The sequence below is a fragment of the Streptomyces sp. NPDC056161 genome, from assembly GCF_042268025.1.
Classification (GTDB): Bacteria; Actinomycetota; Actinomycetes; order Streptomycetales; family Streptomycetaceae; genus Streptomyces.
In genome coordinates this window covers 45,481-69,229 of the sequence record NZ_JBHJUV010000032.1, presented here as the reverse complement: position 1 = coordinate 69,229, position 23,749 = coordinate 45,481, and the positions used below count along the sequence as shown (strand labels likewise).

Below are 23,749 nucleotides of genomic sequence, written 5' to 3'. Positions count from 1 at the left end.
GTCGGGACAGTGGTGGTGGGGACGGTGGGGACGGTGGGGACGGTGGGAACGGTGGGGACGACGCCGTCGGCCGGTGGCGCGGTCTGTGGAGCGGCTCGGTCGGCGGGGGCCCCGGCCAGGTTGTCCGATGCGTTGTCCGATGCGTTGGCCGATGTGTCGTCCGTCTTGGGCCGCGGCCCGTCGGGACCGTCCTGCCGAGCTGCCGGACCAGGGGCAGCGGAGTCCGCGGCCGTCCGGCGGGCCCCGCGCCCAGCGCGCCCGGCGATGGCGGCCGACCGTAGTGCGGCCCGTGCCGCGTCGCCGGGCCTCGCTCGCCGTACCGGCGGATCCTCGCCCTCCGCCTCGGCTGCCGAGGGCGCCTCATGAGCACCCGAAGCCGTACCTCGCGGCAGTTCCTCCCCGGTTTCCCGTTCCGTACTCCGCGGGAATCCCGCCGCAGCAGGGGCCCACTTCCGACCCCGCGACATTCCCCCCACGGCGTTCAGCGCCGTATCCCAGGGCATTCCGCCCCCGGCGTCCCGCACCGGCTCCCGCAGCGGTTCCTCCGCCGACTCCGGCCCGTTCCCCGGCGGTTGCGCCCCGGGCAACCCCGGCGTCCCTGGCGATCCCGGCGCCCCTGGCAGCTCCGGCGCCTCCGGCTCCGCCCCTCGCGGTTGCGTCTCCGCCGCACCCGACACCGCATCGCGCACCCGCTCCCCGGACCTGTCCGAACCCCCACCAGGCGACCGGTCCCCGGACGCCCCGGAAACCTCACCTCCCAGCCGCTCGTCCGTCGTGTCCGAAGTCACGTCGTGAGCCCGTTTCTCCGCCCGCGAACGGATCGGCGCCGTGCCTTCCCGTTGGGCGCCCGCCCGTTCGCGGGCGGCCCGCAGTGCGCGCCGGGCGATGTCGGCCGGGCGCTCCGCCCTGGCCTCCCCGGAGTCCCGGGCCGTCATGACGTCCTCCGCAGTGACACCAGATCCGACAGCTCACGGTCCGACAGCTCCGTGAGGGCCGACTCTCCCGAGCCGAGGATCGCGTCGGCCAGCGCGCGCTTGGACTCCAGCATCCGGGCGATGCGGTCCTCCACCGTGCCCTCGGTGACCAGGCGGTGGACCTGCACCGGCTGGGTCTGCCCGATGCGGTAGGCGCGGTCGGTGGCCTGTTCCTCGACGGCCGGGTTCCACCAGCGGTCGAAGTGGACGACATGGCCGGCACGGGTGAGGTTCAGGCCCGTCCCGGCGGCCTTGAGGGACAGTACGAGGACCGGGGTCGCCCCGCTCTGGAAGCGGTCCACCATGCGTTCGCGCTCCGGTACCGGTGTGCCGCCGTGCAGCAGGTCCACGGGGACCGCGCGGGCGGTCAGATGGGCGGTGATCAGCCGGGCCATGCCGACGTACTGCGTGAAGACGAGGCCCGAGCCGTCCTCGGCGAGCACGGTGTCCAACAGCTCGTCGAGCAGGGCCAGTTTGCCGGAGCGGGCCGCCATGCCGGGTCCGTGCGGCGGCTCCTTGAGATACAGCGCGGGATGGTCGCAGATCTGCTTGAGCGCGCCGAGCAGCTTGAGGACCAGGCCCCGGCGGGTGATGTTCTCCGCCGTCTCGATCTCCAGCATCGACTCGCGCACCACCGCCTCGTACAGCGCGGCCTGTTCGCGGGTGAGCGGTACCGGGTGGTCCGTCTCCGTCTTGGGCGGCAGTTCCGGGACGATGCCCGGGTCGGACTTCTTGCGACGCAGCAGGAAGGGCCGGACCAGGCGGGCCAGCCGGTCCGCCGCTTGCGGGTCCTCGCCGTTCTCCACGGCGCGCGCGTGCCGGGCACGGAAGGATTTCAGCGGTCCGAGGAGTCCGGGGGTCGTCCAGTCGAGCAGCGCCCACAGTTCGGAGAGGTTGTTCTCGACCGGTGTCCCGGTGAGGGCGACACGCGCCGGGGTCGGAAGCGTCCGCAGGGCCTTGGCCGTGGCCGAGTACGGGTTCTTGACGTGCTGTGCCTCGTCCGCGACGACCATGCCCCACGGCTGCTCGGCCAAGTGGGGGGCGGTCGAGCGCAGGGTGCCGTACGTGGTGAGGACGAAGCCGTCGGCCAGGTCGTCGAGGGTACGGTCCGGGCCATGGAAGCGGCGGACCGGGACGCCGGGCGCGAACCGGGCGATCTCCCGCTGCCAGTTGCCGAGCAGCGACGCCGGGCAGACCACCAGGGTGGGTTCCTGGCGGGCCCGCTTCAGGTGCAGTGCGATGACCGTGATCGTCTTGCCGAGGCCCATGTCGTCGGCGAGGCAGCCGCCGAGGCCGAGCGAGGTCATCAGGTCGAGCCAGGCCAGTCCGCGGAGCTGGTACTCGCGGAGGGTGGCGTGCAGCCCGGCGGGCGGCCGGGCGGGGCGGATCCCGGCCGTGAGCCGGTCGCGGAGTGCGGCCAACGCACCGACCGGCACCGCTTCGACGCTCTCGCCGTCGACTTCCGCGACGCCGGTGAGCGCCACGGACAGGGCGTCGACGGGGTCGAGCAGGCCCAGTTCGCGCTTGCGGGCCTTGCGGACCAGCGCGGGGTCGACGAGCACCCAGCGGTCGCGCAGCCGGACGAGGGGCCGGTGCGCCTCGGCGAGCGCGTCCATCTCGGCCTCGCTGAGCGGATCATCGCCGAGGGCCAACTGCCAGCGGAACTGGTGCAGTTCCTCGCTCTCGAAGAAGCCGGTGCCGTCGGTCGCCGAGCCGGGCGCGGTGCGTACCACCGCGGTCGCCGACAGGTCGTGCGCCAGGTCCCTGGGCCAGTGCACGGCGACTCCGGCCGCGGTGAGGCGGGTGGCGGCCACACCGAGCAGATCGCCCAGTTCCGCCTCGGACAGGGCGAGCACGTCGGGCACGTCCTGTTCGGCGAGCCGGTCCAGCGGCGGCCACACACGCGCCGCCCGGCGGACGGCGAGGGCCGCGTCCACGCGCGCGCGTGGCCCGAACGCCGCGTCGGCCTCCCCCGCCCACAGGGCGGCGGCGTCGGCCACCAGGGTGGGATCGGCGAGGCTGTGCACCTGGACGATCGCGACACCCGCGGCGCGTGCCCCGGCACCGCCCGCGGTCTCGTCGAACAGGTCGTACGCCGACAGGTCGAGGCGGAGCGAGATCCGTACGCCCGTGTCCATGCCCGCGGCGACCTCCGCGGCCCAGTCGTGGGCGTCGGGCAGGAGGTGGGGCGCGCGGGCGGCGAAGGGCCCGCCGACGGTGTACGGGGCGGCCGGGGTGCGGGGCAGGGTGTCCGCGACCGCGTCCAGGAAGGAGCGCACCAGTGCCTCCGGCTCGGGCAGCCTGAGCGGACCCGGGCCGGACAGCGGTACGGCGTGGCCCTCGGCGGGGAGTGCGGCCGCCACGGCACGCAGGTGGGCGATGTCGTCGGGCTCCAGGGGGCCGGCCCGCCACGCGTCGTGTCCGGCTCGGGTCAGGCCGGGCAGCAGTCGGCCGCGGGCCGCCAGCCGCAGCGCGTGCAGGGCCGCCGCGCCCCAGCAGGCAGTCGCCGGGTGGGCGGCCGGGTGCCGCCGGGCCCGTACGAGCAGCGGGAGAGCGGTGACGAGCGGCAGCGACAGCGCGGGCACGGTCCTGCGGCGCACGCTCGCGCCGTGCGGGCGGACCACCGTCAGCTCGTCGCGGCGTACGCCCGGCGGCCGCTCGTGGTCCGGGACCGGCCGCGGTCGCGCCGACGGGGGCGGTGGTGCGACGGTGGCGGCGGGTGGCGGTGGTGCGCCGGTGGCGGCGGGGGCGGGCCGAGGTGGCTCCTCCTCCGGGGTGAGCGGCGGTTCCGCGTCGCCGACGGCCGGCAAGGGACCGCCGTCGGGATCCCAGAAGGCGATCCGGCCGTCGCGCGGAAGCGGCGCGGGAAGGTAGATCGCGGCGAGGCGCACCGGGACCGGGCCCTCGGTCTCCCGGGGTCGCCCCGTGCGCCCGGCCGTCGTAGCCGTGCCGCTCATACGTTCTGCCACCTCCCGCGCGTGCGTCGGAACGAACGTCTTCGACTGTACGGGCGGGGTCTGACAATCGGCCCCGGCGACCGGCCCGCACCGGATCAGATCGGATCAGGTCGGATCAGGTCGGTGAGGGTCGGGGATCGGTCGGAAACGCGGATCTGTCAGATCCGGTGGACCGGTCAGGGCACCGTGAGCGCGACGACGTACACCATCGGGAACTTCGGGTCGGACATGTTCACGACCACGTCCTGGCTGGGCGCCGGGTTCTTCTTCCTGAGGCTGAATCCCGACCACGGGCCGGGGCCGGTGAAGTCCCAGCCGGTGATCTTCTGGTCCCGGTCGGCGATGGCGATGTCGTTCGCCTTGAGGCCGTCCTGCCGCACGCCCATGGCCTCCAGGAAGCTGTCGAGGCCGGCGACGGTGGTGCGGAACTGGACGTAGAGGCGGCTGGTCTTCCAGTTGTTGGTCTCGTAGTAGGCGATCCGGTCGGCCGGGTGCGGGACGTTCACCTGGTAGAGGCGGCGCTGCACCTTCGACGGCCAGCCCTCGGTGAGGCCGGTCGCCGAGTACTTGGCCTCCTTGTCCTTGCCGCTGTCCCGGCTCTGGTCGGCGGAGATCATCAGGTACCCGGCCGGGACGCCGATGAGCAGCACGATGATCAGCAGGGTCAGGGCCCGGCGGCGGGCCTTGCGGCCGGGGCTCTCGACGGGCCGGGCCGGTGTCTCGGACGGCTCGGACTGGTGCGGCAGCGAGACGGTCATGCGGTGTCCCGGGGGCGGCGGGCCGCCACGTACCGCTCGTAGCGCTCCACCCGGCGCCGCTTGGCCCGGCGGAAGCGGCGGGCGACCAGCCGGGCCAGGTCGGCGGCGCCGACCATGCCGGCCTCGGGGCCGAGCTGGGCGCGGGTGATGCGCGCCTCGGGGCGGTAGCCGCGGCCGGTGAGGTGGCGTTTGAAGGCGTCCCGCGCGGGGCCGATCAGCAGGTCGTCGGCGGCCGAGACACCCCCGCCGATCACGAAGCAGGACGGGTCGAGGGCCGCCGCCAGGTTGGCGATGCCGACGCCCAGCCACTGGCCGATGTCCTGGAGCAGTTCGATGCACATCGCGTCGCCGTCACGAGCCAGCTCGGTGATCAGCGGGCCGGTGATGTCGCCGATGCTGCCCTTGACGTGCTCGATGATCCCGTACGCCACCGGGGAGTCGGCGGCGGCCAGTTCCCTGGCCTCGCGGACCAGCGCGTTGCCCGAGCTGTACTGCTCCCAGCAGCCACGGTTGCCGCACGGGCAGCGGTGCCCACCGGGCACGACCTGCATATGGCCGAACTCGCCCGCGACCCCGTACTTACCCCGCTTGACCTGGCCGTCCTCCAGGATCGCGCCGCCGATACCGGTACCCAGCGTGATCATCACGAGATGGTCCTCGCCGCGCCCGGCGCCGAACCGCCACTCCGCCCAGGCGGCGGCGTTGGCGTCGTTGTCGACCAGGACGGGCACGGCGAGCCGGCCGGCCAGCCGGTCGCGCAGCGGCTCGTTGCGCCAGGACAGGTGGGGGGCGAACAGCACGCGGTTGCGGTCGGCGTCGACCCAGCCGGCCGCGCCGATGCCCACCGCGTGCACGTCGTGCCGGTCGGACAGGTCCAGGACCAGTTCGACGATGGTGTCCTCGACGACCCTGGGACTCTTCGACTTGTCCGGGGTCTCGGTGCGCAGCCGCTCCAGGATGTTGCCGTCGGCGTCGACGACGCCCGCCATGACCTTCGTACCGCCGATGTCGATGCCCACGGTGGGGACTCGGGGGGCGGTCAGGTGGGACCGGCGTTCCCGCGTGCCGACCGTACGCAGGACGGGGGCTCTGCGGGATCCGATGGGGGCCGTGAGATCGCGGTAGGTGCTCATCACGGCCGATTCTGCCTCACCGTGGGGGGTGAGTGGGGTCGCGGCCCGGCGGTCGTATTGTCCGGACATGATGACGGATCCGGTGGACCGGCCGACCGCTCAGGACCGTACGAGCAACTGGAACTCGAAGGAATAGCGCGACGGCCGGTAGATGTGGTCGCCGAACTCGACCGCGCGGCCGGTGTCGTCGAAGGTGGTGCGCTGCATGGTGAGCAGCGGGGCGCCCTCGGCCTCGCCCAGCCGCTCGGCCTCGGCCGCCCTGGCGCCGCGGGCCCCGATGGACTGCCGGGCGCTGTGCAGGGTGATCCCGGCGGCACGCATCAGCCGGTACAGGCCGGTGGCCTCCAGTTGCGCGGTGTCCAGGTCGAGCAGGCCGGGCGGCAGATGGTTGACCAGGTACGCCATCGGCTCGCCGTGCGCCAGCCGCAGCCGCTCGATGCGGTGCACGTCGCTGCCCTCGGCCACGTCCAGCGCGGCCGCCACCGCCGCGGACGCCGCGACGACCGTGTTGACGACGACCGAGGTCGCGGGCCGCTGACCGGCCGCCTCCAGGTCGTCGTAGAGGCTGCTCAGCTCCAGTGGGCGCTTGACCTGGCTGTGCACGACCTGGGTACCGACCCCGCGGCGGCGGACCAGCAGCCCCTTGTCGACCAGGGACTGGATGGCCTGGCGGACGGTGGGCCGGGACAGGCCGAGCCGCCCGGCCAGCTCGATCTCGTTGCCGAGCAGGCTGCCGGGCGTGAGCGCTCCGTGTTCGATCGCGGCCTCCAGTTGCTGGGACAACTGGAAGTACAGGGGGACCGGCGAGCTGCGGTCCACGCTGAGATCGAGGGCGGCGGTCGGATCCACATCTGGTTTCGGCACGGCCTGAGCGTAGCTCCGGGGCCGGTTGACGGGAAGTCGTGAGGTCCGATTGTCCGGACATGGTGATTGACAGGGTCCGCGATGGCCCTCACCTTGTTTCCATGCGCATCGGGATCATCGGTACGGGCCGCATCGGCACCATCCATGCGAACACGCTCAGCCGCCACCGCGAGGTCGGTTCGCTGATCCTCACGGACGCGGACCCGGCGCGGGCCCAGGAACTGGCGCACCGCCTCGGGGAGACGGCGGCGCCCGGGGTGGACGAGATCTTCACCTGGGGAGTGGACGCCGTGGTCATCACCGCGGCGACGGCGGCCCACGCCGACTTAATCGGCCGCGCGGCACGCTCCGCGCTCCCTGTCTTCTGCGAGAAGCCCATAGCTCTCGATCTGCCGGGTACCCTGCACGCGCTCGCCGAGGTCGACGCGGCCGGCACGGTCCTGCAGATGGGGTTCCAGCGACGGTTCGACGCGGGATACGCCGGCGCGCGCGAGGCGGTACGGTCCCGGCGGCTCGGGCGGCTGCACACGGTGCGCGCCATGACCTGCGACCAGTCCCCTCCCCCGCCCGAGTGGCTGCCGCTGTCCGGCGGGCTGTTCCGGGACACCCTGATCCACGACTTCGACGCGCTGCGCTGGGTGACCGGGCGCGAGGTGGTCGACGTGTACGCGACCGGGTCGGACGCCGGTCCCGCGATGTTCCGCGAGGCCGGTGACGTCGACACGGGTGCGGCCGTGCTCACCCTGGAGGACAGCACGCTGGCCACGGCGACGGCGACCCGGCTGAACGGCGCGGGCTACGACGTCCGCATGGAGCTGGCCGGGGAGCGGGACACCGTCGTGGTCGGACTGGACGACCGCACACCGATCGCCTCGACCGAACCGACCGGCCCGCCACCCGCGGACAAGCCCTGGCCGGGGTTCCTGGAACGGTTCGGCCCCGCCTACGAGGCCGAGCTGCGCGCCTTCGTCGAGGTGGTGCGCGGCGAGCGGCCCAATCCCTGCGACGGCCGTGAGGCGTTGCAGGCCCTGCGCATCGCCGAGGCGTGCGAGGTGTCCCGCCGGGAGCACCGGCCGGTGCGGCTGGCGGAGATCCAGGGCGAGGAAGCAGCCCCGGACGGGCCCTCGCCGGCCGCCGGGTGACGGGCCCGGGGCCGGAGCCGGAGCCGGGAAGCCGGAGCCGGGGCCAGAGCCGGGAAGCCGGAGCCGGGGCCAGAGCCGGGAAGCCGGGGCCGGGGCCGGGGGGCCGGAGCCAGGGCTGGGGGCCGGGGCCGGGGCAGGGGCCGGGGCAACAGCCTCGCCGCCCTCAGCGGACCGCCGTACCGTGCCACTGGCGAACACGCACCACCAGCGCACCCCCGCGCCACCACCGGCGGAGCCGCACCATCAGCGGACCCCTACCACCGGCGGAGCCGCCCGACCGGCGGAGCCGGCTCACCAGCGCACCGGCAGGCTGCGCGTCCCGCGCATCAGCATGCCGGGCAGCCAGTCGCCGGGCAGGCCGTCCAGGGTCAGGCCGGGGGCGCGGGCGAGCAGGGAGCCGATCGCCGTACGAGCCTCCAGGCGGGCCAGGGGTGCGCCCAGGCAGTAGTGGATGCCATGGCCGAAGGCCAGGTGGCCCCGGGTGTCGCGGCGGATGTCGAAGCGGTCCGGGTCGGGGTAGCGGCCCGGGTCCCGGTCGGCCGCGGTGAGGCCGATCATCACGGGCTCGCCCCGGGCGATGGGCGTGCCGCCGATCTCCAGGGGCTCGGCCGCATACCGGAACGTCGCGTTCTCCACCGGTCCCTCGTACCGCAGTGTCTCCTCGACCATGCCGTCCAGGAGGGTCATGTCGGCGCGCAGGGCGGCGAGTTGGGCGGGGTGGGTGAGCAGGGCGCGTATGCCGTTGGTGATGAGATTGACGGTGGTCTCGTGTCCGGCGACCAGCAACAGGAAGGCCATGCCGCGCAGTTCCTGTGGGGAGAGCCGGTCGCCGTCCTCGGCGGTGGTGCGGATCAGGTCGCTGAGCAGATCGTCGCTCGGTCCGGCGCGCCGCTTGTCCTCGATCAGCTCCGTGAGGTAGGCGGCGAGCCGGACGATGGCGTCGTACTCGGTCTGCGCGCTGGTGGGCGCGACGGCCTCCGTGGACATCTTCCGGAACTCGGCGCGGTCCAGTTCGGGGACGCCGAGCAGTTCGCAGATGACGGTGATGGGCAGCGGGAAGGCGAGGGCGTCGACGAGGTCGGCGCGGCCGCGTGGCAGCATCTCGTCGAGCAGTCGCTCGGTGATCTCCTGGATCCTGGGCCGCAGTTCCTCCACGCGGCGCATCGTGAACGCGCGGGTGACGAGCCCGCGCAGCCGGGTGTGCAGGGGCGGGTCGGCGACCAGCAGGTACTTGCCGATCATCTCCTCGTCGAGGAAGGTCATGCCGATCCTGCTGCCGTCCTTGGCCAGCCGGGGGTCCGCGAGGGCCGCGCGCGCCTCCTCGTGCCCCACGACGATCCACATCACGTGGTGCCCCTCGCGCGCCGGCAACCGCACCCGGTGGACCGGCCCCCGCTCCCTCAGCCGCGCGTACACCGGATGCGGGTCGGTCCGCAGTTGCTCCCCGAACTCCCCCAGATCGATGACTCCCGCCATGCCTTTCCCCCTTCCGGACGGCTCCCCGTGACCACCGGCACACGTTCCGGGCACGTCCCGTCACCCCGACAACGCGCACCGACCCCGTCAAGTGCCCAGCGGACCGCAGCCGGCCCTCTTCGGCCGCGTCCCCTTCACCCGTGCTCCGCCCCGACCCACCCCGATCCGCACTGGTCCGCCCCGATCCGCTCTGATCCGAGCCGACCCGAGCGGTTCATGCCGCCCGTGCCGTTCAGCTGTTCACGCCGTTCACACCGTCCGGGTCGCTCGTGTCGTTCGTGTCGTCGTCCAGGAGTCCCGCGTCGTAGGCGAGGAGAGCGATCTGTACGCGGTTGTTGAGGCCGAGCTTGGCGAGGATGCGGGAGACGTGGGTCTTGACGGTGGCGACGCTCATGAAGAGCGTGGCGGCGATCTCGGCGTTGGCGAGACCCCGGCCGACCGCGACGGCGACCTCCCGTTCGCGGTCGTTGAGCGCGGCGAGCCGCTCACGCGCGCGTGAGCGGCGGGTTTCGGCGGCGGCTCCGGCCGCGTGCGCCATCAACTGGCGGGTGACGGCGGGTGACAGGACGGGGTCGCCGCCCGCGACCCGGCGTACGGCGTCGACGATCTCGGCGGGCGGGGTGTCCTTGAGGACGAAGCCCGCGGCGCCCGCGCGCAGGGCGTGCAGCACCTGTTCGTCGGCGTGGAAGGTGGTGAGGACGACGACCTGGGGCGCGTCCTCGCGATCGCGCAGCCGCTCCGTGGCCGTGAGCCCGTCCACCGACGGCATGCGGATGTCCATCAGGACGACGTCCGGACGGGTGCGGTCGACCAGCGCCTCGACCTCGCTCCCGTCGGCGGCGGTGCCGACGATCTCGATGTCATCGGCGCCGCCCATCATGAGGGCCAGGCCCGCCCGCACGAGCGGGTCGTCGTCGACGAGGAGCAGTCTGATCGCAGTCATGGCCCCTACGTAATCACGGGTGTACGGCCCCCACGGCCGCACGGGCGTATGGCCCCTACGGGCCTCATGGATGTACGGCCCCTACGGGCCCCATGGGTGTACGGCGGCCCGCGGACTCACGGACGTGCGGCCCGCCGGGCCCACGGCGGGCCCGGTGCCGGGGACGTCTCAGGCGGCGGCCCACGGCAGCCACGACCGCACCTCGAAGCCGCCGTCCCCGGTGGCGCCGTGATCGAGGCGGCCGCCGGCCAGTGTCGCCCGTTCGGTGAGCCCGATCAGCCCCTGGCCGGAGCCGGGAACGTGCGGTACGTCGCCGTCGGGGGCGGAGTTGCGCACCGAGAGGGTCAGTCCCTCCCCGGGGGCGCCGGTGAGGGTCACCGTGACCTCGGTACCGGGGGCGTGCTTGCGGGCATTGGTCAGCCCCTCCTGGGCGATGCGGTAGGCGGTACGCCCGATGGACGCGGGGACGGCGGCGGGCTCGGTGACCCGGCTGTCCAGACCGACCTTGGCGCCCGCCGCCCGGGACTCCGCGACCAGGGCCTCCAGCGTGACCAGCGTCGGCTGCGGGCGCCCGGTGTCGTCGGAGTCGCCGGTCCGCAGCACACCGATGATCTCGCGCAGGTCCTGAAGTGCCTCGTGGGCGCTCTCCCGGATCACCCCGGCCGCCCGCTCGACCTCCTCGCGGGGCGCGTCGGGCCGGAACTCCAGGGCGCCCGCGTGCACGCTGAGCAGGGTGAGCCGGTGGGCGAGCACGTCGTGCATCTCCCGCGCGATGGCCTCGCGGGCGAGCCGCTGCGCCCGCTCGGCGCGCAGCCGGGCCTCCGCCTCGGCGCGCCGCGCCCGATCCCGCAGGCTCAGCATGAGCCGGCGTTTGGAGCGGGCCACCATGCCCCAGCCGATGACGGAGACGGTGAGCAGCGTGGCGAACACGACGACGCCCATATAGGGCAGCTCGGGGTCGGGACGCAGCCAGTAGAAGACCGGGACCAGGACGAGGTTGGCGGCGCCGATCCAGGCCACGTACCGGAAGGGCCGGTGCACGGCGAGCGTGAACAGGGCGACCATGCCGGCGCCGCCCGCCGTGGTGGACAGCAGGCTGACCGGGACCATGGCGGCGGCGAGCGCGACCGGCCACCGGCGGCGCAGCCAGACTGCGGCGCAGGCCAGGGCGCCCAGCGACTGGTCGAGGACGGCGAGCGAGTGGGGCAGGTCGACCTCGTTGCGCAGGGACTCGGCGCCCGCCAGGCCGAGGAAGACCGCCAGCAGGAAGCAGGAGAAGTCGACGAGCCAGTCGCGTGCGGTCCGGCGCGGGCGCCGCCCGGCCTGCCCGGCGTCCGGGTCCAGCTCATGGATCACGGCCGACGGGAACAGCCACCGTCGGCCCGCGAAACCGTGCGCCGCCCGCTGCGGCTCCATCTCCTGCGTCGTACCACTCACGGTCGACAAATCTACGCAGGTTCGGCGGCGGCGACCGCTTGGAGCACGGTACCGGCGACCAAAGTCGGGGCGGCGGATACTTTCGGCGGTCCCGGTGGCGGACACCGCCGACTTGCGGCGGGTGCGGAGCGCCCCCCGGCCGATGCGCCGCGGCGGGCCGGGCGCGAGGGTCGTGGCATGAAGCAGTTTCTGGAGCTGATCGGATTCCTCGCCCTGGCGCAGGGGGTCATGGGGCTGGTGCACGAGTTCACCGACTGGCACGTCGGACTCCTCCAGCGGGTGGGTTTCCTCGACGGGTACGAGGTCTACGCCAGCATCGCGCTGATCGTGCTCGCGGTCGCCCTGTTCGCCGCGGCGGAGAGCCGGGGATCCGGTTGAACCGTGACGGAGAGGCGGCTCCGGTTGAACCGTGACGGGAACGGGATCCGGTTGAACCGCGACAGGAACGGGATCCGGTTGAACCGGGGCGGGAGCGGGATCCGGTTGAGCCGGGCGGAGGGCCGGGAGCTGGTCCGGTCGTGGAGGTGTATCGGAATCCGGTCGAGCCGCGGCGGGAACCGGGCTCCGGTTGAGCCGCGGCCGACGGGGTGGGACAGAACGGGTCAACTTTCCGAAAACTCATCGAACCCGAGGGAAAAATCCCTGAGTTGTCATTGACATGCCACCATCTACGCGCGTCATCATGGGGCCATGAGATTCCCCCCACACCGCACCCGTATCGGCGCCACAGCGGCGCTCCTGTCCGCGCTGCTCATGGGCGCCACCGTCACCGCCACCACGGCCGACGCCGCGGCCACCGCGGTCGGCGACATCTGCTACGGCGACCTGCCCTCCCAGGCGTACGACACACTCAGGCTGATCGACCAGGGCGGCCCCTACCCCTACCCGCAGGACGGCATCGTCTTCCAGAACCGCGAGGGCGTGCTGCCGAGCCAGTCGCAGGGCTACTACCACGAGTACACCGTGAAGACCCCGGGCTCCTCCACGCGCGGCGCGCGCCGCATCGTCACCGGTGAGGACTACCGGGAGGACTACTACACGGCCGACCACTACGTTTCGTTCGACCTCATCGACTACGGCTGCTGAGAGCCGTCGGCGTCACCGACTGATCCACCGGCGCACGGCCCGGGAGGAAGATCGCGTCTCCCGGACACCCCTGGCTCCGCGGCCCCCACGCGTCCGCCGCGGGGCCGGGGGTGGCTCTGCTCGGCGCCGCGGGTGCGTCCGGCCCCGCGTGGGCCGCCGCCGTGGGCCGGGAACCGCCCGGTCACCCGGCATGCGTCGAGAACAGTCCGCCCGTCGGTCCCTGCTTGTCGCCGCCCTGGGCCTTCTTCAGGGCGTTGGCAAGACCCTCGATGGTGAGGGACTGGAGGATGACGCGGCCGCTGCCCTCCAGGGTGGCCAGCGACAGCCCCTCGCCGCCGAAGACCGCGTTCATGATCCCCTGGCGGTTGAGGCCGCCGATGCGCTGGACGCCGTAGCGGATGCCCTCCTCGAAGGCGACGACACAGCCCGTGTCGACCTCGATGCGGCCGCCGAAGTCGGCCGGGTCGAGGTCGATGAAGTTGCCCGCGCCGGCGATGATCACCGTGCCGTGCCCGGTGAACTTCTCCAGGATGAAACCCTCACCGCCGCTCATGCCGGTCCGGCCGCCCTGGAAGGCGATCCCGAAATCGACCGTCGACTCGGCGGCCACGAAGGCGTCCTTCTCCGCGAACCACGCGCGCGTGCCGTCCAGTTCGAGGGCGCGCATCTCGCCGGGCAGCACGCCCGCGAAGCCGACGGTGCCCGCACCGCCCTGAGCGGAGAAGTGCTGGAAGGCCAGTGACTCACCGGCGAGCGCCCGCTGGCCGACCTGCATGGCCGTGCCCATGGCCTGGCGCAGCAGGCCGCCCATGCCGCCTCCGCCGCCCTGCTGTCCGCCGCCGTTCGAGTTCGACGGGCCCGACAGGCGGGTCTCCATGGTCACGTTCGCCGTCTTGAACAGGAACTTTCCGGCCTCGCAGTACACGCTCTGGCCGGGCTCCAGGTTGACGACCGCCATCTGCATGGCGTTGCCGACGATTTCTTGCTGAAGGGTCACGGGGGGAGAACGCGGAACAGGGAGCGAAGAGTTCCAGCCGCCCGAGATCACCGTCCGTTTCCCGCCGGTGCCCCACCGCGGCCTCCGCTGGGATGGGCGCATGACGATTCAGCGAAACCTGCACGGCAAGGCCGCCCTGGTGACCGGCGGCAGCCGGGGCATCGGCGCGGCGACGGCACTGCGGCTCGCCCGGGACGGCGCGGACGTCGCGCTCACCTACGTCCGCGGGGAGGAGGCGGCCGAGGAGGTCGTACGAGCGGTCGAGGCACAGGGACGGCGCGCGGTGGCACTGCGCGCGGACGCCGCGGACGCCACGCAGTCGGCGGGCGCGGTGACACGGGCGGCCGAGGCGCTGGGCGGCCTGGACGTGCTGGTGAACAACGCGGGCGTGGGTGTCCTCGGCCCCCTGGAGACACTCACCGACGAGGACGTCGACCGGGTCCTCGCCGTGAACGTGCGGGGCGTCTTCGTGACCTCGCGGGCGGCGGCCGGACGCATGGGCGCGGGCGGCCGGATCATCACGATCGGTACGTGCATGGCACAGCGGGTACCGGGTCCCGGCGGGACGCTCTACGCGACGAGCAAGTCGGCGCTGGTCGGTCTGACGAAAGCACTGGCCCGGGAGTTGGGCGGGCGCGGCATCACCGCGAACGTGGTGCACCCGGGGCCGACCGACACCGACATGAACCCGGCCACCGGGCCCACGGCCGCCGCCCAGGCCGCGATGACCGCCGTCGGTCGCTTCGGGACGGCGGAGGAGGTCGCGTCGATGGTGTCCTACCTCGCCGGTCCGGAGGCCGCGTACGTCACGGGCGCGGAGTTCGCGGTGGACGGCGGGCACGCGGCATGAGCTTCCCACGCGGCCGGACGGGCACCCGCGCGGCGTGCGCCGCCCACGCCGCCACCGCCACCCGCCCAGCCGCCCGTATCCCGCTCAGCCACCCAGTTCCCGCTCAGCCACCCAGTTCCCGCTCAGCCACCCAGTTCCCGCTCAGCCACCCAGTTCCTGGTGACGGGCGGCCAGCCGGGTCGCGCCCTGCTCGGTGAGTGAGCCGTGCAGGCGCAGCCGTGAGATGCCGCCGTCCGGGAAGACGTCCACGCGCGCGTGCGTGCCGACGGCGGGTTCCGGCAGGACGAACCGGTGGTTCGTGTCGGGCTGGAGACGGGTCCGCGGCAGGATCTCGGTCCACTCGCCACCTCCATTGCCCGCCCCACCCGCGCCGCCCTCCCCGTCCCGGACGGACACCGAGGCCCAGCCGGCGCTGTTGCCCTTGAGGCAGGCGGTGTCGATCTCGATCGCGCGGATCGAGGACTGGGCGGCCAGCCGGTAGCGGATCCAGTCATGCCCCTGGTCACGGCGGCGGCGCGTCTCCCAGCCGTCGTCCATCCTCTGGGAGCGGCCCGGCCGGATGGTGTTGGTGGCCGGCGAATAGAAGAGGTCGGAGGCGTCCTCGACCTGACCGCCGTTCGCCAGGGCGACCACGTCGAAGGTGCCGAGCACGGCCAGCCACGCGGGATCGGGCACCACCTCGCCGTACGCCCGCAGGCGCGCGATGCCGCCGTCGGGGTGCTGGCTGACCCGCAGGTGGGTGATGCGCTGTTCGACGGTGACCACGAAGCCGTTGGCCGCGTGGCCGCCGACGGACGTGCGCGGCAGGAGCGTCGTCCACTTCGTGTCGTCGGACAGCAGCGCCCCGGGGGACGGGGAACCCGGCACGGAGGTGCCCTCGACGGAGACGGCCTGCGGGTAATTGCCGCGGAAGTGCGCGGTGTCGACGACGATGCCGCGTACGACGCCGGGTGCCCCGAGCCGGATCAGCGCCCAGTCGTGGTCCTCGGCGGACGGCCACGGGTGGTCCGCCGAGACGCCCCGGCGGCGGCGCGTCTCCCAGCCGTCCATGATCTTTCCCTTGTGTCCGAAGCGCTCGGGGTCGAACTCGGGCCGGCCGGGCAGCAGCAGGTTCTCGCACTGGGCGAAGAACTCGTCGGCCGCAGCGACGACCGAGGCACCGAGCCGGCGGTCGGCGAGGTCGGCGTGGTGGGTGAAGGGGAAGTCGGCGGTGCGGTAGTCCGCGTACGGGTCGCCGCCTCCGTAGGGGTTCGCGTCGCCGGTGAAGCTGGGAATCGCCGTCACGGTGATCATGGTTCCTTTCGGGATTCGGCCGCCGGGGGAATGCGGGAGGCTCAGGAGGTACGGCTCAGCAGTCGGCCCTTCGGGGCGGTGAACTCGCCGTCGACGGCGATGCGTTCGCCGCGCAGCCAGGTGGACTTCACCACGCCGTACAGGGTCTTGCCTGCGTACGCCGTGACCCGGTTGCGGTGCTGGAGGTGTGCCGGGTCGACGGTGAAGGTCTCGTCCGGGGCGAGGACGGTGAAGTCGGCGTCATGGCCCGGGGCGATGGCGCCCTTGCGGGCGCCGAGGCCGACCAGTGCGGCCGTGCGGGTCGACATCCAGCGCGCGACGTCGGCCAGGTCGTGACCGCGCCGGCGTGCCTCGGTCCAGACGGCGGCCAGGCTCAACTGGAGGCCGGAGATGCCGCCCCAGGCGGTGGCGAAGTCGGCGGTCTTGAGGTCGGTGGTGGAGGGCGAGTGGTCGGTGACGACGCAGTCGATCGTGCCGTCCGCCAGCGCCTGCCAGAGCAGGTCCCGGTTGGCGGCCTCCCGGATGGGCGGACAGCACTTGAACTCGCTGGCGCCGTCGGGGATCTCCTCGGCGGTCAGGGTGAGGTAGTGCGGGCAGGTCTCGGCGGTGACGCGTACGCCGTCGGACCGGGCGGCGGCGATCAGCGGCAGTGCGTCGCTCGACGACAGGTGCAGCACGTGCACCCGCGCGTCGAGCCGCCCGGCCTGCGCGAGCAGGTGCGCGATGGCCGTGTCCTCGGCGTCGCGCGGACGGGAGGCGAGGAAGTCGGCGTATCGGGGACCGCCGTGCTGCGGGGCGGCGGCCAGTCGGTGCGGGTCCTCGGCGTGCACGATCAGCAGGCCGTCGAAGGAGGCGATCTCGGCCAGGGACCGGGCGAGCCCGTCCTGGTCGAGGGGCGGGAACTCGTCCACGCCGGACGGCGACAGGAACGCCTTGAAGCCGAGGACCCCGGCGTCGTGCAGCGGGCGCAGGTCCTTGACGTTGTCGGGCAGGGCGCCGCCCCAGAAGCCGACGTCCACGTGGGCCTGGCCGACGGCGACAGCCTGCTTGGTACGGAGATGGTCGACCGTGGTGGTCGGGGGGAGGGAGTTGAGGGGCATGTCCACGAGGGTGGTGATGCCGCCGGCCGCCGCCGCGCGGGTGGCGGTCCAGAAGCCCTCCCACTCGGTGCGGCCCGGGTCGTTGACGTGCACGTGGGTGTCGACCAGGCCCGGCAGCAGGACGTGGTCGCCGACGTCCGTCAGGTCGGTGCCCGCGGCCACGGGAGCGTCGTACGGCAGTACGGCCGTGATCCTCCCGGCCGAGACGGCGACCGAGGCGGCCCGCGTCCCCTCCGGAGTGATGACACGTGTCGAGCGCAGCACCAGTTCAGCGTCGGACACCGGGACCCCTCTCTGCCGTCGTTCACATCCAGGAAACGGGATTTACCACCACGTAACGGATTTCAACGTTCTGTTGAAGGAGTCTTCACGCCCGCTCCCGCGACGTCAAGGGGCACACTTTCCACCAGGACACCCTCCGGCGACCCTCTGGACAGTTCCACAAAGCGGAATTATGCTTCCGACCAGCAGAACTTAGTGACGGAAAAGCGGGGAGTCGATCGGCCGCCGGGTAGGCTTCTGCCCTTCCTGCCAGTCCTGAAAGGAACGCGCCGTGCCGACGTCCAGCGCCAGCACCACCGACTCCGCCAAGTCCGCCGGCGGTGGGGTCCAGTCCCTGGAGCGCGCCTTCGACCTGCTCGAACGGATGGCGGACGCGGGCGGCGAGGTCGGCCTCAGCGAGCTGTCCGTGAGCAGCGGGCTGCCTCTGCCGACCATCCACCGGCTCATGCGGACGCTCGTGGCCTGCGGATACGTCCGTCAGCAGGCGAACCGCCGGTATGCCCTCGGACCGCGCCTGATCCGGCTCGGCGAGTCGGCCTCCCGACTGCTCGGCACCTGGGCCCGCCCCTATCTGGCCCGGCTGGTCGAGGAGACCGGCGAGACGGCGAACATGGCCCTGCTGGACGGGGACGAGATCGTCTACGTGGCGCAGGTGCCGTCCAAGCACTCGATGCGCATGTTCACCGAGGTGGGCCGGCGGGTGCTGCCGCACTCCACGGGGGTGGGCAAGGCACTGCTCGCGGGCGTGCCCGACGACGAGGTGCGCGCGCTGCTGTCCCGCACGGGGATGCCTGCCGCGACCGAGAAGACCATCACCGCGCCGGACCGCTTCCTGGCCGCCCTGGCGGACGTGCGCCGCCTCGGGTATGCGATCGACGACAACGAGCAGGAACTCGGCGTCCGCTGCCTCGCGGTCTCGGTGCCCGACTCCCCCACGGCCGCGGCCATCTCGATCTCCGGCCCGGCGGGCCGGGTCACGGAATCAGCCACGGAGAAGATCGTGCCGGTACTGCAACAGGTGGCGGTGGATCTGTCGCGGTCTCTGGCGACTTCTGGTTCCTGACGGGGCGCTGGCCGCTGGGGCGGGGCGGGGTGGGGTGCGGTCGGGGTGCGGTCGGGGTGCGGTCGCGGTCCTCGCGCCGTCTGCGGGCGTCGCTCGGTCCGCGGGCCGTCGCCCCGCACGGGTCGCCGCACGCCATCAGTCGGCTGCGGCGCCGTCGTGGCCGGTCGCGCAGTTCCCCGCGCCCCTGACAGGGCGCCAACCCGCCCGGAGACCCCCGGCCCGCACGAATCGCCACACGTCATCAGCCCGCTGCGGCGCCGTCGTGGCCGGACGCGCAGTTCCCCGCGCCCCCGGCGGGGCGCCTCCCTGCGCGGAGAAATAGAACCCCGGCGTACGAAGCACCACACGCCACCATTCGGGCGCGGCGCGGCGTCGTGGGTGGTCGGGTGGTTTCCCGTGCCCCTTACAGGTGTTGTCGGAGTGTCGTGGGGCTCGGGCTCGGGTTCAGGGGCGTGGTGGTTCTCCGAACAGGTCCACCGCGGCGCGGACCTCCGACAGGCCGCGGGACAGGGCGCTGACCGAGCCGATCGCGCCCGCGATCAGGAGCAGCGAGCGGCGCAGCCGCGGGATCTCCGGGGCCCCGCCGGAGGTCATCGCGGCCAGTGCGGCCAGTTCGTCCTCGGCTATGACCCGGTCCCGGAACTCGGCCGGGTGCGCGGCGAGTTCCCGCCGCAGCCGGGACACCGCGGTCCGCAGTTCCGTCACTCTCGGGTCCTCGTCGCTGCCGGTCACCGGCATCTGCCCCAAACTCCGCAACACGGCCCTCCCCCCTCGTACTCCGCGTGGCGCACGCGCCCGGCGGTCCCGCCCCCTGCCCCACGACGCTGGTCGGACGCCGGGGAACGGCCAGTAAACGCCACCCGGCCGGTGCCGCGCCACTCCACGGACCGAAATTCAGCCCTCGGACACCGGGCGATCCTCCTGATGTCAGGTATGCAGGAGGTATGAGGGAGGACGCATGAGAGACGACCGAAGCGGCCCGGGTCCGGCCGACGGCGGAGGTCCGGTCGCGGGGCTGGTGCTCGCGGCGGGCAGTGGGCGGCGGCTCGGCGGGCGGCCCAAGGCGCTGCTCGAACACCGGGGCAGACCGCTGGTGGAACACGCGGTCGCAGCGCTGCGGTCGGCAGGCTGCGAACAGATCCACGTGGTGCTCGGGGCCGCGGCGGACATCGTCCGGGAGCGGGCCGCCCTCGGCGGCTGCGTCCTCGTGGACAACCCGGACTGGGCGGCGGGCATGGGGTCCTCGCTGCGGGCCGGGCTGGACTCGCTCGCCGGCACGGGGGTGCGGGCCGCCCTGGTCTCACTGGTCGACCAGCCGGGCATCGGCGCGGCGGCGACGCGCCGGGTCCGTGCCGCGTACCGGGACGAGACGTCACTCGTCTCGGCGGTGTACGCGGGCGTACGCGGGCACCCCGTTCTCCTCGGCTCCGCCCACTGGGCGGGCATCGCCGCCGCCGCGACCGGGGACCGGGGCGCCCGCGCCTACCTGAAGGCCCACGAAGGGGAGATCACGCTCGTCGAGTGCGGGGACGTGGCGCGGCCGTACGACATCGACACCGAGGCCGACCTGGTCCACCTTGAGTGAGGGGCGTGGCACCGCGCGCCACCTTGCCTCGACCCGGAGAATCTCGACATCAACAAACCATTGAAGTTCCACAATGAGGAAACTAGTATCCACTGGTCAGAAGCGCCCGACCGCTCCACGGGCTTCACGGAACGATGGGCACCCGGTGCCACGCTGAAGGAAGTGACCACTCATGTCCGCACCAGCGCCGTCCCCGCTGGCCATCGTCGACGCCGAGCCCCTGCCCCGGCAGGAGGAGGTCCTCACCGACGCGGCACTCGCCTTCGTGGCCGAGCTGCACCGGCGTTTCACGCCGCGCCGTGACGAGCTGCTCGCCCGCCGTGCGGCGCGCCGCGCCGAGATCGCCCGCACCTCCACGCTCGACTTCCTCCCGGAGACCGCCGCGATCCGCGCGGACGACTCCTGGCGGGTGGCCCCGGCCCCCGCGGCCCTGGACGACCGCCGGGTCGAGATCACCGGCCCCACGGACCGCAAGATGACCATCAACGCGCTCAACTCCGGCGCGCGGATCTGGCTCGCGGACTTCGAGGACGCGTCGGCGCCCACCTGGGAGAACGTCGTCACCGGCCAGCTCAACCTGACCGACGCCTACCGCCGGAACATCGACTTCACGGACCCCGCGAGCGGCAAGTCGTACGCCCTGCGGCCGGACACGGAGCTGGCGACGGTCGTCATGCGCCCGCGCGGCTGGCACCTGGACGAGCGCCATCTGGCCGACGCCGACGGCACCCGGGTGCCCGGCGCGCTGGTCGACTTCGGCCTGTACTTCTTCCACAACGCCCGGCGCCTGCTGGACCTCGGCAAGGGCCCCTACTTCTACCTCCCGAAGACGGAGTCGCACCTGGAGGCCCGCCTCTGGAACGACGTGTTCGTCTTCGCCCAGGACCACCTCGGCATCCCGCAGGGCACCGTCCGCGCCACCGTCCTGATCGAGACGATCACGGCCGCGTACGAGATGGAGGAGATCCTCTACGAACTCCGCGACCACGCCTCCGGGCTGAACGCGGGCCGCTGGGACTACCTGTTCTCGATCGTCAAGAACTTCCGGGACGGCGGTCCGAAGTTCGTCCTGCCGGACCGCAACGCCGTGACGATGACCGCCCCGTTCATGCGCGCGTACACCGAACTCCTCGTCCGCACCTGCCACAGGCGCGGCGCCCACGCGATCGGCGGCATGGCCGCGTTCATCCCGTCGCGGCGCGACGAGGCGGTCAACAAGGTCGCCTTCGAGAAGGTCAGGGCGGACAAGGACCGCGAGGCGAACGACGGCTTCGACGGTTCCTGGGTCGCCCACCCCGACCTGGTGCCGATCGCCATGGAGTCCTTCGACAGGGTGCTGGGCGACCGGCCGAACCAGAAGGACCGGCTGCGCGAGGACGTGCACGTCGCGGCGGCCGACCTGATCGCCGTCGACTCCCTCGACGCCAGGCCGACGTATCCGGGCCTGGTCAACGCCGTGCAGGTCGGCATCCGCTACATCGAGGCATGGCTGCGCGGCCTGGGCGCGGTCGCCATCTTCAACCTCATGGAGGACGCGGCCACCGCCGAGATCTCCCGCTCCCAGATCTGGCAGTGGATCAACGCGGGCGTCGAGTTCGAGAACGGGGAGAAGGCCACTCCGGAACTGGCCCGCAAGGTCGCCGCCGAGGAACTGGCGAACATCCGCGCGGAGATCGGCGACGAAGCCTTCGCCGCCGGTCACTGGCAGCAGGCCCACGACCTGCTGCTCCGGGTCTCCCTCGACGAGGACTACGCGGACTTCCTGACGCTCCCGGCGTACGAGCAACTGGCGGGCTAGGGACCGGCCGGCCCTGCCCGCCGGGCCCGCCGCCCGCGGGCGTCCGTGCTCATCCCTCCGAGTGGCCCAGGGATTTCTCCGGGGCCACTCGGTCGCGCACGGCGCGCTTCACGGCCGTCGGTTCGGGGAAACCCTGGTCTCGCCGGTCCCAGACGACCTCGCCGTCACCCGGACCACGAAGACGCCGCCGGTGCCCGGTCTCAGGGCCAGCTCCGTCAGCTCGGCCTCGAAGGTGGTGAGCAGTTCCTGTGCCAGCCAGGCGGCGCGGGGCAGCCAGCGGCACTGGGTGCAGTACTCGATCTCGACGCGCTGGTTCATCCCAGGTGCACCGACCAATCCTGTTCGGCCCCCGGTCTGCCGTGCAGGTCGGGGACCTGCTTGAGCCAGTTGGGGCGTCCTTCCTGCCGGCGCGCCGCCCGGCGGGCCTCCTCGGCGGCCAGTTCCTCGCCGGTGGGGAAGTCCGAGGGTATCCAGGCCGACGACGCCCGCACGCGCGCGTGCAGGTAGTCCACGTACGCCTGCCGGACGTCGTCCGGCGTCGGGAAGCCGGGCTCGTCCGCCAGCCACCCGTCCGGTACGGCGGCCGTGACCTCGCGCAGCAGGTCCCGCGTCACCCTGGGCGCCAGCTCGGCGTCGGCCGCCCGGACGTCCGGCGCGGCGGGCGTCCCCGCGGCGCCGGCCGGGCCCGGGGGACGCAGCCGGCCGAGCGCGTGGTGCCGGAAGTCGTAGGGCTTCGCCGGGTCCGCCGTGTCCCAGCGGTGGTGGAAGACGAGGGCGGCGCCGTGGTCGATCAGCCACAGCCGGGGCGGTGCGACGCCCAGGGTCGGCCAGATCATCAGGTTGGAGCTGTGCACCGTGCGGTCGACGTTGACGGTCAGCGCGTCGAACCACACGATCCGGCCCGCCTCCAGCGGGTCCACGGGGAAGCCGCGCGCCACTTCGGGGGTGAAGTCGCGGGCGCCCGGGAGATAGTCCATGCCGAGGTTGATCCCGGCGCTGGCGCCGTGCAGGTCGCGCACCTCCTGGTGTTCCTCGTGCGCGGCGATCGCCGGGTCGAAGTGCACCAGGACCAGTTCGGGGAAGCGCAGCCCGAGAGCGCGTGCCAGCTCGCCCACGATCACCTCGGCGACCAGCGCCTTGCGGCCCTGCGCCGAGCCGGTGAACTTCACCACGTACGTCCCGAGGTCGTCGGCCTCGACGACGCCGGGCACGGAGCCACCCGAGCGGAGGGGGGTGACGTAGCGGGTTGCCGCGACCTCTCTCAGCATCGTCCTGGGCCCAACGGGTCGTCTGTCTCATGTTCCACTGCCGGCTCCAATGCGGTGCGATCGAGGGAATTCTGCCTGATCGGCCCTGGGGAGACGCCGGGAGTCCCGGCCGGGCCGCTCGGCTCCCGGTCTCCGCCGTCTCCCCGGCAGTCGTCGACGGCGGTGCGGCCCTCCGACCCGGCCATCAGTCGCGCCCTCGGCCCGGCCTCGACCGGCCTACCGCACCGAGGACCCGGACCCCGCCTGCAACGGCGTCGGGTGTGCCTCGTACCCGGCGAGGCAGAGCCGCATACGGCACTGGTCCTCGGCCTCGGCGAACACCTGCCGCCCCCAGTGGGCGCTCAGGCGGTGCGCGACGTCGACCAGCCGACGGCGGTCCTCCGGGGTGTGGGCCGGGAAAGCGGCCCAGCCCCGGTCGGCGATCTCGTTGCCCAGTTCGTTGAGCAGCACGGCCCGGAAACGCCGCTCCTCCTCCTCGGTCAGCGGTGTGGTCGTGCCCTCGCCGGGCAGCACCCGGACGTTGTAGAGGTCCCGCGTCTCCATGCCGTCCTCCGTCTGCTCGGGGCTCGCCGCTCAAGGTCCATGTGCTCAAGGTCCATGTGCTCGTGACCCACGTGCTCGTGGCTCACGCGCTCGTGACCGGTCCGTGTCGAGACTACTGGCCCGCGGCCGAGGGCGGCCGCCGGGCACCTCCCCGGCGGGCTCCCGGTCCGGCCCCCGGTCCGGCTCACGGTTCCGGTTCG

Annotated in this window: 20 protein-coding genes and 1 pseudogene; 7 read left to right on the top strand and 14 right to left on the bottom strand. The window is 73.1% G+C overall.

Going from position 1 to position 23,749, the window contains the following annotated elements; translation table 11 throughout:
* Positions 1-931: 931 nt before the first annotated feature.
* From ACFC09_RS27340 to ACFC09_RS27325, 4 genes are all read right to left on the bottom strand, one after another.
* Positions 932-3,931, bottom strand: a complete 3,000-nt coding sequence (locus tag ACFC09_RS27340) for a DEAD/DEAH box helicase (RefSeq protein WP_376532978.1) — start codon at positions 3,929-3,931, stop codon at positions 932-934.
* A gap of 176 nt (positions 3,932-4,107) precedes the next feature.
* Positions 4,108-4,689 carry a sugar kinase gene (locus ACFC09_RS27335; protein ID WP_376532977.1) on the bottom strand — a complete coding sequence of 194 codons (582 nt, stop codon included), beginning with the start codon at positions 4,687-4,689 and terminating at the stop codon, positions 4,108-4,110.
* On the bottom strand, positions 4,686-5,822 hold the full coding sequence (locus ACFC09_RS27330; RefSeq protein ID WP_376532976.1) for an ROK family glucokinase: 1,137 nt from the start codon (positions 5,820-5,822) through the stop codon (positions 4,686-4,688). The genes ACFC09_RS27335 and ACFC09_RS27330 overlap by 4 nt, the downstream gene beginning before the upstream one ends.
* A gap of 99 nt (positions 5,823-5,921) precedes the next feature.
* Positions 5,922-6,671 carry a GntR family transcriptional regulator gene (locus ACFC09_RS27325; protein WP_376533016.1) on the bottom strand — a complete coding sequence of 250 codons (750 nt, stop codon included), beginning with the start codon at positions 6,669-6,671 and terminating at the stop codon, positions 5,922-5,924.
* Positions 6,672-6,787: 116 nt separating this feature from the next.
* Between ACFC09_RS27325 and ACFC09_RS27320 the strand changes: the two genes are divergently transcribed.
* Positions 6,788-7,828, top strand: a complete 1,041-nt coding sequence (locus ACFC09_RS27320; protein ID WP_376532975.1) for a Gfo/Idh/MocA family oxidoreductase — start codon at positions 6,788-6,790, stop codon at positions 7,826-7,828.
* Positions 7,829-8,119: 291 nt separating this feature from the next.
* Here the strand turns inward: ACFC09_RS27320 and ACFC09_RS27315 are convergent, their stop codons facing one another.
* The 3 genes from ACFC09_RS27315 to ACFC09_RS27305 form a co-directional block, all read right to left on the bottom strand.
* Positions 8,120-9,304: a cytochrome P450 gene (locus ACFC09_RS27315; protein ID WP_376532974.1), complete on the bottom strand. Its 1,185-nt coding sequence runs from the start codon at positions 9,302-9,304 to the stop codon at positions 8,120-8,122.
* Positions 9,305-9,536: 232 nt separating this feature from the next.
* Complete coding sequence (locus ACFC09_RS27310; protein ID WP_376532973.1) at positions 9,537-10,247, bottom strand: response regulator; 711 nt, start codon at positions 10,245-10,247, stop codon at positions 9,537-9,539.
* Positions 10,248-10,415: 168 nt separating this feature from the next.
* Positions 10,416-11,663, bottom strand: a complete 1,248-nt coding sequence (locus ACFC09_RS27305) for a sensor histidine kinase (protein WP_376533015.1) — start codon at positions 11,661-11,663, stop codon at positions 10,416-10,418.
* A gap of 198 nt (positions 11,664-11,861) precedes the next feature.
* Here ACFC09_RS27305 and ACFC09_RS27300 point away from each other — a divergent pair, with 198 nt between their 5' ends.
* Together ACFC09_RS27300 and ACFC09_RS27295 are read left to right on the top strand one after the other, a co-directional pair.
* On the top strand, positions 11,862-12,062 hold the full coding sequence (locus tag ACFC09_RS27300) for a hypothetical protein (RefSeq protein ID WP_376532972.1): 201 nt from the start codon (positions 11,862-11,864) through the stop codon (positions 12,060-12,062).
* Between the two features lie 312 nt (positions 12,063-12,374).
* Entirely contained in the window at positions 12,375-12,770 is a 396-nt protein-coding gene (locus ACFC09_RS27295) for a ribonuclease domain-containing protein (RefSeq protein ID WP_376532971.1), read from the top strand.
* A 181-nt stretch (positions 12,771-12,951) separates the two neighbouring features.
* Here ACFC09_RS27295 and ACFC09_RS27290 read toward each other — a convergent pair whose 3' ends face one another.
* A complete protein-coding gene (locus ACFC09_RS27290) occupies positions 12,952-13,767 on the bottom strand; it encodes an AIM24 family protein (RefSeq protein ID WP_376532970.1) in 816 nt (271 codons plus the stop codon).
* Between the two features lie 100 nt (positions 13,768-13,867).
* Here ACFC09_RS27290 and ACFC09_RS27285 point away from each other — a divergent pair, with 100 nt between their 5' ends.
* Complete coding sequence (locus ACFC09_RS27285) at positions 13,868-14,617, top strand: SDR family oxidoreductase (RefSeq protein WP_376532969.1); 750 nt, start codon at positions 13,868-13,870, stop codon at positions 14,615-14,617.
* Positions 14,618-14,758: 141 nt separating this feature from the next.
* On the opposite strand, the gene alc is transcribed toward ACFC09_RS27285, so the two are convergent.
* Together alc and allB are read right to left on the bottom strand one after the other, a co-directional pair.
* Complete coding sequence (gene alc, locus ACFC09_RS27280) at positions 14,759-15,901, bottom strand: allantoicase (RefSeq protein ID WP_376533014.1); 1,143 nt, start codon at positions 15,899-15,901, stop codon at positions 14,759-14,761.
* 50 nt (positions 15,902-15,951) lie between these two features.
* Positions 15,952-17,292: an allantoinase AllB gene (gene allB / locus ACFC09_RS27275; protein ID WP_376532968.1), complete on the bottom strand. Its 1,341-nt coding sequence runs from the start codon at positions 17,290-17,292 to the stop codon at positions 15,952-15,954.
* A 271-nt stretch (positions 17,293-17,563) separates the two neighbouring features.
* On the opposite strand from allB, the gene ACFC09_RS27270 reads away from it, so the two are divergent.
* Positions 17,564-18,355, top strand: coding sequence for an IclR family transcriptional regulator (locus tag ACFC09_RS27270; RefSeq protein WP_376532967.1), 792 nt, complete (start codon positions 17,564-17,566; stop codon positions 18,353-18,355).
* A gap of 444 nt (positions 18,356-18,799) precedes the next feature.
* Here ACFC09_RS27270 and ACFC09_RS27265 read toward each other — a convergent pair whose 3' ends face one another.
* Positions 18,800-19,114, bottom strand: coding sequence for a DUF5955 family protein (locus tag ACFC09_RS27265; RefSeq protein WP_376532966.1), 315 nt, complete (start codon positions 19,112-19,114; stop codon positions 18,800-18,802).
* A 199-nt stretch (positions 19,115-19,313) separates the two neighbouring features.
* On the opposite strand from ACFC09_RS27265, the gene ACFC09_RS27260 reads away from it, so the two are divergent.
* Together ACFC09_RS27260 and aceB are read left to right on the top strand one after the other, a co-directional pair.
* Positions 19,314-19,940 carry an NTP transferase domain-containing protein gene (locus ACFC09_RS27260; RefSeq protein ID WP_376532965.1) on the top strand — a complete coding sequence of 209 codons (627 nt, stop codon included), beginning with the start codon at positions 19,314-19,316 and terminating at the stop codon, positions 19,938-19,940.
* A gap of 172 nt (positions 19,941-20,112) precedes the next feature.
* The gene (gene aceB / locus ACFC09_RS27255) at positions 20,113-21,738 is read left to right on the top strand and encodes a malate synthase A (protein ID WP_376532964.1); all 1,626 of its coding nucleotides are present in this window, start codon (positions 20,113-20,115) and stop codon (positions 21,736-21,738) included.
* A 49-nt stretch (positions 21,739-21,787) separates the two neighbouring features.
* On the opposite strand, the pseudogene ACFC09_RS27250 reads toward aceB, so the two are convergent.
* The 3 genes and pseudogenes from ACFC09_RS27250 to ACFC09_RS27240 all read right to left on the bottom strand — a co-directional run bounded on the left by ACFC09_RS27250 (position 21,788) and on the right by ACFC09_RS27240 (position 23,549).
* Positions 21,788-22,056, bottom strand: a pseudogene (locus tag ACFC09_RS27250) (SelT/SelW/SelH family protein).
* Entirely contained in the window at positions 22,053-23,006 is a 954-nt protein-coding gene (locus ACFC09_RS27245; RefSeq protein ID WP_376532963.1) for a HipA family kinase, read from the bottom strand. The pseudogene ACFC09_RS27250 and the gene ACFC09_RS27245 overlap by 4 nt, the downstream one beginning before the upstream one ends.
* Positions 23,007-23,222: 216 nt before the next feature.
* On the bottom strand, positions 23,223-23,549 hold the full coding sequence (locus tag ACFC09_RS27240; RefSeq protein ID WP_376532962.1) for a hypothetical protein: 327 nt from the start codon (positions 23,547-23,549) through the stop codon (positions 23,223-23,225).
* Positions 23,550-23,749: the final 200 nt, after the last annotated feature.